We start from the raw sequence: 10,435 nt of genomic DNA, 5'->3' as shown, positions 1-10,435 counted from the left end.
GGGGGGGTGGGGTGGGGGGCGGGGTGTGGCATGGCCCTCGTTTTCAGCCGTATTGGGCTGGTTCGGGTGGGTCGGTGGCGGCGGGTGGGGGTGCGGTGGGGGCGCCGGTGGTGGGGGAGGCGCCGCGTCGGGGTCTGGTGGTGGGGACGGTGACGTTGGGTCTGGGGCTGCTGGTGGTGGGGTTGTTGCTGGTGGTGTTGTTCGCGTGCCGTCCGGAGGTGTCGGCTCCGCCGCCGTTGCCGCCTGAGCCGACTCCGCTGGTGCCGGTGCCGTCGGAGCCGGTGCCGTCGCCTTCGCCGTCGTCGGGTCCGTCGTCTCCGGGGCCGGGTCCGTCGGATGGTGATCCGGCGGGGGGTGGGGTGTAGTCCGGGGGTGGGTGGTTCGGGGAGTATGGGTGGATGGTGGAGAGTCTGGTCGCGTTCGTGGGTGCGGCGGTGCTGATCGCGTTGGTGCCGGGTCCGAGCACGGTGGTGATCGTGCGGGAGTCGGTGCGGTCGGGGCGTCGTGCGGGGTTGGCGGCGGTGCTGGGGAATGAGGTGGGGGTGCTGCTGTGGGGGGTGGCGGCGGCGGTGGGGTTGTCGGCGCTGCTGGCGGCGTCGCAGGTGGCGTATGACGTGTTGCGGGTGGTGGGGGCGGGGGTGCTGGTGTGGTTCGGGGTGCGGGCGTTGTGGGAGGCGCGGCGCGGCGGTGGCGGTGGTGATGAGGGGCCCGGGGCGGGGGGTGGGGCGGTGTCGGGGTGGCGGTGTTTCCGGGTGGGGCTGGTGACGAATGCGGCGAATCCGAAGGCGGGGGTGTTCGCGGTGTCGTTCTTGCCGCAGTTCGTTCCGGAGGGGTGGCCGGTTCTGGGTGTGCTGCTGGTGTTGTCGGTGCTGTGGGCGTTGATCGATCTGGCGTGGTACGGGGTGGTGGTGTGGCTGGCGGGTGCGGCGGGGCGGGTGCTGGGCCGTCCGGGTGTGCGGCGGGGGCTGGAGCGGGTGTCGGGTGTGGTGCTGGTGGGTCTGGGGGTGCGGCTGGCGGCGGAGGCGCGCTAGCGGGGGGTGAGGGCGGCGCGGACGGCGGCGCCGATCTCGGCGATGGCGGCGGCGGGGCGGCGGGCGAAGGAGCCCCAGCCGAGGTAGCCGTGGTCGAGGCCGGTGCCGTGCAGGAGGGTGACGGGGACGCCGGCGGCGGTGAGGCGGGCGGCGTGGTGTTCGGCCTGGGGGCGGAGGCGGTCGTGTTCGGCGGTGGCGATGATCGCGGGTGGGAGCCGGGAGGGGTCGGGGTCGAGGACGGGTGAGACGCCGGGGTCGGCGGGGTCGGCGCCGCGCAGGTAGGCGCGGACGGCTGCTTCGACGCCGGGGCGGGGGAGGGTGAGGCCGTCGGGGTCGGGCGGGTCGGGTGGGACGGCGCGGAGGTCGACGGCGGGGTAGAGGAGGACCTGGAGGGCGGGGCGTGCGGGTCCGGCGTCGCGGAGGCGTCCGGCGGCGGACGCGGCGATCTGCCCGCCGGCGCTGTCTCCGGCGATCCCGATGCGGGTGGGGTCGAGGCCGAGGCGGGCGGCGTGCCGGAGGGTCCAGTGGACGGCGGCGACGGCGTCGTCGACGGCGGCGGGGTAGGGGTCTTCGGGGGGCCGGCGGTAGCCGAGGGAGAGCCAGGCGACGTCGCCGGCGGCGGTGGTGAGGGCGCGGACGACGGGGTCGTAGGAGTCGACGTCGCCGAGGATCCAGCCGCCGCCGTGGAGGTAGACGAGGGCGGGGACAGGGGGTGCGGCTCCGGCGGGGAGGTAGAGGCGGGCGGGGAGGGGGCCTGCGGGTCCGTCGACGGTGAGGTCGGTGACGTGCCCGACGGGGACGCGGGGGGAGCGGGCGAGGTCGTCGGCGTGGTCGCGGCGGGCGTCGGCGATGCTGCGGGGGGCGTCGCCGGCGGGGGGTTCGGCGGCGAGGCGGCGGCGCAGGAAGTCGAGGTAGTCGGGATCGCGGCCCATCTGCGCTCCCCCTGGTCGGCGGCGGGTCGGCCGCCAGGATACGGGGCGGGCGCGGGCCGGAATACCGGTTGAGCGGGGCCGGGTGCGGCTGGCAGTGTCGTGACCGTGAAGACCGGTGCGCGGAGAGGGGGCGGCATGGTGATGACGGCCGGATGCCGCGCCGTGCGGTCTGCGAGACGGAGAACGGGCTGACGTCTCCTCGTGCGGGGGCGTGCCGTTCCGGGCGCCGTGGCCGGGTGGTCGGGTGGTGGTCCGCAGGACCGTCCGGGCGGGTTCGAGTCCCGCCGGCGTCTCCGCCCCGCCCCTCGTCACCCGGGGGCGGGGTCCCCTCCCCGTGGCTCAGTGGCAGAGCGCCGGTTTCATGAGCCGGGCGCCGCAGGTTCGATTCCTGCCGGGGAGACGTTCACATCCGATTCCCCTGGGAGGCGTCGTGCGTAAGATCCCCACTGTTTTCGTCCGTGATTGGGACGGTGATCCCCGGTACGTCACGCGGGCGCCCGACGCGTCCTGCGGGTGGGTGTTCGCGGGTGAGGGCCGCGCGACCCGCAAGTACGACGGCACGTGCGTGCGGTTCGACGGGGAGCGCTGGTGGGCGCGCCGGGAGGTGCGGCCGGGCCGTTCCGCGCCGGAGGGGTTCGTGCCGGTGTCGGCCGACGGCGGTACCGGTAGGACGGTGGGGTGGGAGCCGGCGGAGCGGTCGGCGTTCTGGCGGCATCTGCGTCCGGTGGTCGGGGGCGGGGTGTGGGAGCCGGGTACGTACGAGCTGGTCGGGCCGAAGGTCAACGGGAATCCGGAGGGGTTCGGTGAGCCTGCCCTGGTGCGGCACGGCGCCGATGATCTGGGGGATGTCCCGTTGGACTTCGACGGTCTCGCGGCGTGGCTGCACGCCCATCCGTACGAGGGGATCGTGTGGCATGGGCCGGAGGGGCGGATGGCGAAGCTGAAGCGCCGCGACTTCCCCGCTCCCGGCGGTGCCCGCCCCCGTCACGAGGTGTGACGGGGGCGGGCTCGGGTCAGACGGCGAACGGCGGCGGGTACTCCACGGTTCCGGACGGGACGGGGGCGCCGCCGAGGGGCAGCGCCATGAACGCCTCGTCCGGGGCGGGGAACGGCGCGGTGATCCCGAACAGGGACGCCCGCGTGAACCCGAACCTGGGGTAGTACTCGGCGTGGCCGAGGACGATCACCAGGTTCTCGCCGCGTGCGGTGGCGGCGTCCAGGACCGCCCGGACGGCGGCGTCCCCGGCGCCCCGCCGCTGCCATTCGGGCAGGACGGCGACGGGTGCGAGGGCGGCCGCGGGGGTGCCGCCGACCCGGCAGCGGGTCAGCAGCGCGTATCCGGCGGGGTCGCCGCCGGGGGTCTCGGCGAGGGCGCCGAGGTCGAGCCAGGCCGGGTCGCGGCGGAGGGCGTCGACGAGGGCGGCTTCCGCCGGGGTCGGGAACGCGGCGGTGACGATGCGGCGGACGGTCTCCGCGTCGCCGGGCGTTTCGGTGCGGGTGGTCCAGTTCATCGGTCGCGCCCCTGTTCCCGGTACATGCGCCGCTGCGCCTTGCGGATGGATTTCCAGCGGTTCTCGCGTTCGGCGCGGAGCCGCGCGTCGGCGCGGGAGGCGATCCAGTCGTTCTCGCGCTGCAGCCGCCGGTAGCTGTCGAGCCGGCGGGCGGGCAGGGTGCCGTCGTCGACGGCGGCGAGGACGGCGCAGCCGGGTTCGGTGGCGTGGCCGCAGTCGGCGAACCGGCAGGCGGCGGCGAGTTCCTCGATGTCGGTGAACGCGCGGCGGAGCCCGTCGGCGGCGTCGAACAGCCCGACGCCCCGCAGTCCCGGGGTGTCGATGAGGACGCCGCCGCCGGGCAGGGGCAGCAGTTCGCGCCGCACGGTGGTGTGGCGTCCCTTCCCGTCGCCGGCGCGGACGGCGCCGGTGGCGAGGGGGCCCGCGGCGGGGTCGCCGCCGAGGAGCGCGTTCCCGAGGGTGGACTTCCCGGCGCCGGACGGCCCGATCAGGACGACGGTGCCGGTCAGGACCGCGCGGACGGTGTCGATCCCGTCGCCGGTCGCGGCGCTGCACGCGACGACGTCGATGCCGGGTGCGGCGGCCGCGACCTCCGCGAGGGCCTCGCCGGGGTCGGGGTGGAGGTCGGCCTGCGTGAGGATGACGGCGGGCCGGGCGCCGCTCTCCCAGCCGAGCGCGACGAGCCGCTCGACCCGTCCGAGGGCGAGCCGGGTGCTGAGCGCGACGATGACGGCGACGGTGTCGACGTTCGCGGCGAGGACCTGCGGGCGGGCGGCGTCCCCGGCCGACCCGCGGATGATCGCGGTGCGGCGCGGCAGGACCGCCGCCACGGCCGGGAGGCCGTCGGGCCCGTCGGGCCGCAGCGCCGCCCAGTCGCCCGTGCAGGGCGCGGCGGGATCCGGGCCGTCGGACTCCGGTGGCCGGCCGCTCCGGGTGGTGCCGGGGGCGGCGGTGACGGTGGCGCGGACGACGCCGTCGGCGGTGGCGGCGTCGCAGCGGCCGCGGTCGACGGCGATGACGCGCGCCGGGACGAGCCCGGACGCGCGGTGTTCGGTGAAACTGCTTTCCAAGGTCTCGTCCCAGCCGTAGGCGGCGAGAGACCCGATGTGGGAAGTCAATGCTCCAGAACCCTTTGTGAATGGGGGCTCCGGCGCGCGGCGCTCGTAGGAGGGCGCGTCAGCCGGAGGCCCGGGAAATGAGGTCAGGCCGGATACCGCGGGCAGCGGTCATCGCAACGACGGCCATACACCTCACCTCCCATCAGGTTCGCCGCCCAGGATAGCCCCACTCGGCACCCCGGGCCACCGAATAAACCGCCGGGTTCTTTCGGGGGTTCCTTCTCGCGGGGGAGGTGGTTCGGTCGCGCAGGGGAGGTCCCCGGTGCCCGCCGGGCGGGACGCTCGGCCCATGGCAGCACTTCGCACCTTCTTCCACCGCGCCCCAGCCCGTGTCCCGGCCCGTGACGTGGCCGCGGTGACCGTCCCTGATCATCCGCCGGTCCCGGCGCGGCGCCCTGCGGCGGCGGGCCGGGCGGCCGGCGTGCCGCCGTGGGCCGCGCCGGTCTGGGCCGCCGGGTACGGGGCCCTGCAGGTGGCGTGGCGGGCCGGGCACCGGCCCGCCGGGGAGCTGTCGCCGATCGGGACGGACCTGGTGGTGTTCACCGGGTGGGGCGCGCCCGCCCTGTGCGGGGCGGCGGCGCTCGTCCTGGCCGTGCTCGGCGTCCCGGCGGCGGCGCGGCTCGGGCGCGGCGCCCGCCGGGTGCTGCAGGCGGCGGGGTGGGCGGTGACGGCGGCGCTCGCGGCGGCGTCGGCGATGCTGCTCCTCGACATCGTCGGGGTGCTGCTGCCCGGCCTGGGAATGGACGTTTACCCGGCCGGGGCGCTGAGCCGCGCCGGGTGCGCCGCCGCGGCCGTCCTGGCGGGCCTGTCGACCCGGCGGTACGCGCGCCTCACCCGTACAGGGCCGGCCGTGCGGCGGGTCCTGGACGAGACGCCGGGCTGGGCGTTCGCCGCGGCGTACGCGGCGGTCGGGGGGTGCGGGGCGCGGATCGCGGCGCAGGCGGCCGTCGGGTTCGGGGAGACGCCCCTGTCGGGCGGGGTGTCGCTGGTGCTGTTCGAGGCGGGGTTCGTGCTGGCCGGGGTCGTGCTGCCGCTCGCGCTCGTCCACCGGTTCGGGCGGGTGTGGCCCCGGTGGGTGCCGGGCCTGGCCGGGCGCGGTGTCCCGCGCCGCCCGGTGCTGTGGCCGGCGGCGGGCCTGTCCACCGGCCTGGTCGTGTACTTCGGGATGGTGCTGGCGCAGATGGTGTGGGAGCGGCTGCACGGCCGCGACCCGTTCCCGCCCGAGGGCGGCCTGGACCTGCCGGAGGCGTTCTTCTGGGTCGCCGTCCCCGGCTACCTGCTGTGGGGCGCGGGGATGGCGGTCGCGGCCCGCGCCTACGCCCTGCGGACCGCGTCCCGCGACTGATCTCCTCCCGCCGGCGGAACCGGTCCCCGCGAACCGCCGGTTATCGTGAAACGGAAGCCGGTCCACGGTGACGGGACGGCGGAGGGGGCAGGGCGCATGACCATCGGCGACGACCACCGGGACGACGACCGGCGCGATCACCACGACCAGGAGGGGCTTGCGGCGCGGCTGGACCGGGCCGCCGCCGGGACCCTCCAGGAGGTGTGGGACGGTCTCGCGCCCGCCGCCGCCCGCCTCGGCACCGCCACCGCGCCGGTGCGGGGCGCGGCCCGCGACGCCGCCCGGAACGCGGCGACCACCGCCGCGGACCGGATCGTGGCGCGGCTGGCGGGGACGCCCGCGATGCGGGTGATCGAGCAGACCGCCCGGGACGCGGCCGTCTCCCTCGCCGGCGCGGCCGCCGAACGCGCCGTTCGGGAGGCCCGCGCCGCCGCCGGCGCGCACCCGCTGACCGGCACGGCGTTCGAGGTGACGGCGACCGCGATGACCGTCGCGGAGCAGCTGGCCGGGCACGCCGCACGGCATCCGATGGCGGCCGCCGCGCGGCGCGCCGTCCTGGACATGGCCGGCCGGACCCTGGCGGCGCCCGCGGTGCAGGCCGCGACGCGCGCGGTCACCGGGACCGTCGGGGACGCGCTCGCCGACACCCTGGCCGACGGGGTTCTGGACGCGGTCGCCGACGCGGTCGCCGGGGTCGCCGCCGACGCGGCCCTGCAGGTCGCGCGGCCGCTCGTCACGCGGGTCGTCCGCGATGCGGCGGTGGACGCGGCGCGGGAGCTGGCCGGGACGGTCCGGGACCGGGCGCGCGACGCCGCCCGGGACGCGGCCGGCGCCGCCGAGCTGGCCCCCTACACCCGCGCGGCGTCGGGTCTGGCGGCCGAGCTGGCGGCCGGCGACGCGGCCCGCGCGGCGGGCGGGCTGGTGACGGCGACCGCGGCGAGCGTCGCGGGCAGCGCCGTCGCCCGCACGGCCCGCGACCTCGCGGGCCGCGCGGCGGCCCGCGCCACGGCCGCCGCGATCGAGCTGGTCGTCGCGGAGCTGCTGCGGGAGGCGCTGCGGCTGGCGATGAAGGACGCGCTGCGCGAGATGATGTGGGACGTGTCGCGCGGCATGGTCGTCGAGGTGCTGAAGACCACCTGGACGGCCGCGTCCCGCGAGGCGTCCCGCGACATGCCCGGCGGGCCGGGCGGTGAGGGCGGGCTCAGGAGTTCCTGAGAGGACGATGAGAAACCCGCGCCGCGCGGCGGCCCGCCCGGCCGCGGTGGCTACCGTGGGTGCATGGAGTCCGGCACGCCGGGCGGGGCGGCCGCCCGGATACTGATCGTCGACGACGAGCCCGCCGTCCGCGAGTCCCTGGGCAGCAGCCTGGAGTTCGAGGGGTACCGGGTCGCGACGGCGCACGTAGCCCTGATCGACCTGCTGCAGGCGAGCGCGCGTCAGCGCGGGCACGTTCGGCTTCTCGATGGGCACCAGGCCGACGTTGCACGCTTCGGCCACCAGCAGCCCGCACAGGCTGACCGCGAAGTCCTCCATGGCTGCGTCCGTGCCGGAGATGTGGGTGAAGTCGGCCGCCAGCCCGGTCCGGTCGAACACCTCCAGAGCAGCAGCTCGGGGAAGTCCACCCGCGGCAGCATCTGATCGATCAGGGCCCGGAAGTCGCCCGCGCGGCCGAAGACGCCGACCACCATCCCGACATCGACATCCGCTGGCGGACGGTGACGTTCGCGCTGTCCACCCACAGCGCGGGCGGCCTCACCGTCCGGGACTTCGACCTCGCCGCCGTGATCGACGGGATCGCCGCCCGCCACGCCCCTCAGTGACCCCCGGGACCCCCGCCGCCGGTCCCGGTGTCCGCGCCGGCCCCGGCCGCGGGGGTGCCGCCGGGCTCGTCGGCGGGGTCGTCGCCGCGGTGGCGGTCGCGCCACACCACGACCGCGATCACCGCGGCGACGATGAACGTCGGCACGAAGAACGGCACCGCCGTGATCAGCGGATGCGTCGCCAGCGCACCCGCGTCGGCGCCCGCCCAGGGTGTCACGGGGCCGCCTTCACGGTCTCGTCCGCGTCCGCCGGGGCGGCGCCCGGGACGGGCGCGGGGATGCGGCGCGCGATCCGGGCGGTGCCCCAGCCGAGGGAGACCACCAGCGCGAGGGTGCACAGCAGCACCACCGACGAGCACAGCAGCCACAGCCAGCCGGGCACGTCCGACTTCAGCTCACGCTGCAGGATGGAGCGCTCGCTCTGCACGGCGCGGGTGAACCGCTCCGGCGCGGGCAGCTCCTTCGCGCCGATCGCGGGGTCGGCGGGCAGGTAGACGGGGACGCCGGCGAGGGCGCGGCCGTCGTGGACGCGGATGAGGGTCTTCCACTGGCCGTGCAGCGGGATCGGCTCCCGCGTCCGGTAGACGCCGTCGCCCTCGTGGATCAGGGACTCGACGTGCAGGCCCTCGCCCTGCCAGCCCGTCATCGCCACCCACGCGGGGCCGTCGACGGTGCCGGCGGGGGAGAACGCGACGCGGGCGTGGGCGGTGCGGGACGCGGCGTCGCCGCGCACGCCGGTGAGGGTGACGGTGGCGGACGGGCCGTCCGGGACGGTGATGACCAGCCCGTTGGCGACGGCGGCGGACACCGCGAGGACCGCGCCGCCGAACAGGGTCCGCGCGATCGCGGCCCGGGGCAGGCGGCCCTGCAGGCCCTCGGCGAGCAGCGCCCCGCACAGCCCGCCCGCGACGCCCCCGGCCACCGCCATCAGGACGCCCTCGGCGGCGATGTCGGGCGTCCACGGCAGCCGGAACGCGACCTGCGTCCAGGCGTACTCGGCGGCGAAGCCCGCCGTCCCGATCAGGGCTCCCGCGACGGCGCCGAGCGCGAGGGGGCGGCGCGCCAGCGCGAGCGCGGCGACCTCGACCAGGACCGCCTCGGCGAAGTACAGCGGGACCGACGCCCACAGCTCCCCGATCACGGGGCCGACCAGGACCGACACCCCGCCGCGGACGAGCATGTAGAAGACGACCGCCAGGACGGCGCCGCCCCGCCCGCACCACAGCCGCGCCGCGACCAGCGCGCACCCGGCGGCCAGCGCGATCAGCAGCGGCTGGTGGACGAGCCGGAACTGGGGGACGCCGAAGTCGTACTCGGCCTGGAACACCGACAGGCCGATCAGCAGCCCGCCGCACAGCATCACCCGCCGCACGTACCGCGCGCGCGGCGCGCTCACGGCGCCGCCGCGCTCGGCTCCGGCGGCGCGGCCCTCCCGCTCCAGGATCATCATCGCGACGAGCGACAGGCCGGCGCCGCCGATCAGCATCAGGTGGGTGGGGCCCCACAGCGTGACGTCCTGCCCGAAGATGCGGTGCCAGACGTCGTCGAGGGGGAACCCCAGGAGCGCGTAGAACCCGGCGCCGGCGAGCAGGACGCCGCCGGCGGGGGCGTGCCAGTCGCGGGTGATCCGCACGCAGGCGCGGCCGGGCCGCTCCCCGCGCGGCAGGACGACCGCCAGGACGCCGGCGGTGAAGATACCGAACAGGCCGATGAGGATGGGGTAGTGGGCGAGGTTCGCCAGCGGCCCCTCGTCCCGCCCGTGCGAGATGTGCAGGGAGATGTCCCAGTACATGCCGAGGAGCGCGACGAGCAGCGACACCAGCGCGACGGGGGAGGGGAGCGCCGCCCAGCCGGGCATGCCGCGGCCGGGGCCGCGTTCCGACAGCGCCGCCAGCCGGGTGAGGAGGGTGATCCGGCCGGTGCGGTGGCCCCAGCCGAGCAGCAGCAGCGCCGCGGTGAGGGCCGCGGCGCCGCCGGAGGCGATGAGGATCTGGTCCAGCGCGGCGCCGCCCGCGGGCTTGGCCTCCTCGGGGGCCCGCGGCGCGAGCCGGGACGCGTCCCCCAGGGCGCCGCCTGCGACGGCCATTGCGTTATTCGTCACTCGATCCAACACGCGTGCTTCCCTTACCGCCGGAACGGGGTACAAACCATCACCGACCGGAGTATGTCATCTTGTAATGTGTCATTGTCCAGTGTCACGGTTGTGGTGTGGGACACCGGTGTGAAGGAGCGGCATGACGAGACGCACGGGACGGACCCGCACGGTGACCGGTGCGGCGGGTGCGGCCATCGGTGCCCTGGTGGCGCTCGCCGGCTGCGGCGAACCCGCCCCCGCCGCGCCCGCCGGCCCGTCCGCGCCGGCCACGGCGCCCGCCTCGCCGACCGGTGACAGTTCCCTCACCCGGGTCACGGTCACCGTGACCGCGGGCACGGTCCGCACCCCGCGGCGCCGCGTCAAGGTCCGCACCGGAACGACCGTCGAGATCACCGTCACCAGCGACACCGCCGACGAGTTCCACCTCCACGGCTACGACCGCACCCTGCGCCTCACCCCCGGCCGCCCCGCCACCCTCCGCCTCGACGCCGCCATCCCCGGCGTGTTCGAGGCCGAACTCCACCACACCGGCACCCCCGTCCTCGAACTGCAGGTCGGCTGACCCCCGTGCACGCCCCCCGCC

General features: G+C 76.8%; 11 protein-coding genes, 2 tRNA genes and 1 pseudogene. 8 read left to right on the top strand and 6 right to left on the bottom strand.

Annotated elements, in window-relative coordinates:
* Positions 1–398: 398 nt before the first annotated feature.
* Positions 399–1,031 (top strand): LysE family translocator, encoded by a 633-nt coding sequence (locus tag IE99_RS0128160; RefSeq protein ID WP_030177366.1) that lies wholly within the window; start codon positions 399–401, stop codon positions 1,029–1,031.
* On the opposite strand, the gene IE99_RS0128155 is transcribed toward IE99_RS0128160, so the two are convergent.
* Positions 1,028–1,963: an alpha/beta hydrolase gene (locus IE99_RS0128155; protein ID WP_037560235.1), complete on the bottom strand. Its 936-nt coding sequence runs from the start codon at positions 1,961–1,963 to the stop codon at positions 1,028–1,030. The genes IE99_RS0128160 and IE99_RS0128155 overlap by 4 nt on opposite strands.
* 222 nt (positions 1,964–2,185) lie before the next feature.
* On the opposite strand from IE99_RS0128155, the gene IE99_RS32245 reads away from it, so the two are divergent.
* The 3 genes from IE99_RS32245 (at position 2,186) to IE99_RS0128145 (ending at position 2,960) form a co-directional block, all read left to right on the top strand.
* A tRNA-Cys gene (locus IE99_RS32245) sits at positions 2,186–2,256 on the top strand.
* A 35-nt stretch (positions 2,257–2,291) separates the two neighbouring features.
* Positions 2,292–2,363, top strand: a tRNA-Met gene (locus IE99_RS0128150).
* Positions 2,364–2,393: 30 nt separating this feature from the next.
* Positions 2,394–2,960 (top strand): RNA ligase 1 family protein, encoded by a 567-nt coding sequence (locus tag IE99_RS0128145; RefSeq protein ID WP_030177363.1) that lies wholly within the window; start codon positions 2,394–2,396, stop codon positions 2,958–2,960.
* Between the two features lie 16 nt (positions 2,961–2,976).
* On the opposite strand, the gene IE99_RS0128140 is transcribed toward IE99_RS0128145, so the two are convergent.
* Positions 2,977–3,474 carry a GNAT family N-acetyltransferase gene (locus IE99_RS0128140; RefSeq protein WP_030177361.1) on the bottom strand — a complete coding sequence of 166 codons (498 nt, stop codon included), beginning with the start codon at positions 3,472–3,474 and terminating at the stop codon, positions 2,977–2,979.
* On the bottom strand, positions 3,471–4,592 hold the full coding sequence (gene rsgA, locus IE99_RS0128135; protein WP_030177359.1) for a ribosome small subunit-dependent GTPase A: 1,122 nt from the start codon (positions 4,590–4,592) through the stop codon (positions 3,471–3,473). The genes IE99_RS0128140 and rsgA overlap by 4 nt, the downstream gene beginning before the upstream one ends.
* 289 nt (positions 4,593–4,881) lie before the next feature.
* On the opposite strand from rsgA, the gene IE99_RS0128130 reads away from it, so the two are divergent.
* Together IE99_RS0128130 and IE99_RS0128125 are read left to right on the top strand one after the other, a co-directional pair.
* The gene (locus IE99_RS0128130; RefSeq protein WP_157610535.1) at positions 4,882–5,937 is read left to right on the top strand and encodes a hypothetical protein; all 1,056 of its coding nucleotides are present in this window, start codon (positions 4,882–4,884) and stop codon (positions 5,935–5,937) included.
* Between the two features lie 96 nt (positions 5,938–6,033).
* Complete coding sequence (locus tag IE99_RS0128125) at positions 6,034–7,152, top strand: hypothetical protein (protein ID WP_030177354.1); 1,119 nt, start codon at positions 6,034–6,036, stop codon at positions 7,150–7,152.
* Positions 7,153–7,386: 234 nt separating this feature from the next.
* Here IE99_RS0128125 and IE99_RS33770 read toward each other — a convergent pair.
* Positions 7,387–7,530 (bottom strand): annotated as a pseudogene (locus IE99_RS33770) (hypothetical protein); the annotation flags it as partial.
* 41 nt (positions 7,531–7,571) lie between these two features.
* Here IE99_RS33770 and IE99_RS0128115 point away from each other — a divergent pair.
* The gene (locus IE99_RS0128115) at positions 7,572–7,757 is read left to right on the top strand and encodes a 4a-hydroxytetrahydrobiopterin dehydratase (protein WP_084220037.1); all 186 of its coding nucleotides are present in this window, start codon (positions 7,572–7,574) and stop codon (positions 7,755–7,757) included.
* Here the strand turns inward: IE99_RS0128115 and IE99_RS0128110 are convergent.
* Together IE99_RS0128110 and IE99_RS0128105 are read right to left on the bottom strand one after the other, a co-directional pair.
* Positions 7,751–7,975, bottom strand: a complete 225-nt coding sequence (locus tag IE99_RS0128110; protein WP_030177348.1) for a hypothetical protein — start codon at positions 7,973–7,975, stop codon at positions 7,751–7,753. The genes IE99_RS0128115 and IE99_RS0128110 overlap by 7 nt on opposite strands.
* The gene (locus IE99_RS0128105; protein WP_030177346.1) at positions 7,972–9,843 is read right to left on the bottom strand and encodes a hypothetical protein; all 1,872 of its coding nucleotides are present in this window, start codon (positions 9,841–9,843) and stop codon (positions 7,972–7,974) included. The genes IE99_RS0128110 and IE99_RS0128105 overlap by 4 nt, the downstream gene beginning before the upstream one ends.
* A gap of 148 nt (positions 9,844–9,991) precedes the next feature.
* Between IE99_RS0128105 and IE99_RS0128100 the strand changes: the two genes are divergently transcribed.
* A complete protein-coding gene (locus IE99_RS0128100; protein ID WP_051713467.1) occupies positions 9,992–10,414 on the top strand; it encodes a hypothetical protein in 423 nt (140 codons plus the stop codon).
* The last annotated feature ends 21 nt before the right edge of the window (positions 10,415–10,435 follow it).

The organism is Spirillospora albida (assembly GCF_000718255.1).
Taxonomy (GTDB): Bacteria; Actinomycetota; Actinomycetes; order Streptosporangiales; family Streptosporangiaceae; genus Spirillospora; species Spirillospora albida.
Note: the sequence above shows the minus strand (reverse complement) of the source record. Positions and strands in the feature narration are given on the sequence as shown.

Bases quoted from the DNA above. Each gene is read 5' to 3' on its own strand.
- IE99_RS0128160 (WP_030177366.1), top strand. From the start codon at position 399: ATGGTGGAGAGTCTGGTCGCGTTCGTGGGTGCGGCGGTGCTGATCGCG.
- IE99_RS0128155 (WP_037560235.1), bottom strand. From the start codon at position 1,963: ATGGGCCGCGATCCCGACTACCTCGACTTCCTGCGCCGCCGCCTCGCC.
- IE99_RS0128140 (WP_030177361.1), bottom strand. From the start codon at position 3,474: ATGAACTGGACCACCCGCACCGAAACGCCCGGCGACGCGGAGACCGTC.
- IE99_RS0128130 (WP_157610535.1), top strand. From the start codon at position 4,882: ATGGCAGCACTTCGCACCTTCTTCCACCGCGCCCCAGCCCGTGTCCCG.
- IE99_RS0128125 (WP_030177354.1), top strand. From the start codon at position 6,034: ATGACCATCGGCGACGACCACCGGGACGACGACCGGCGCGATCACCAC.
- IE99_RS0128105 (WP_030177346.1), bottom strand. From the start codon at position 9,843: ATGGCCGTCGCAGGCGGCGCCCTGGGGGACGCGTCCCGGCTCGCGCCG.
- IE99_RS0128100 (WP_051713467.1), top strand. From the start codon at position 9,992: ATGACGAGACGCACGGGACGGACCCGCACGGTGACCGGTGCGGCGGGT.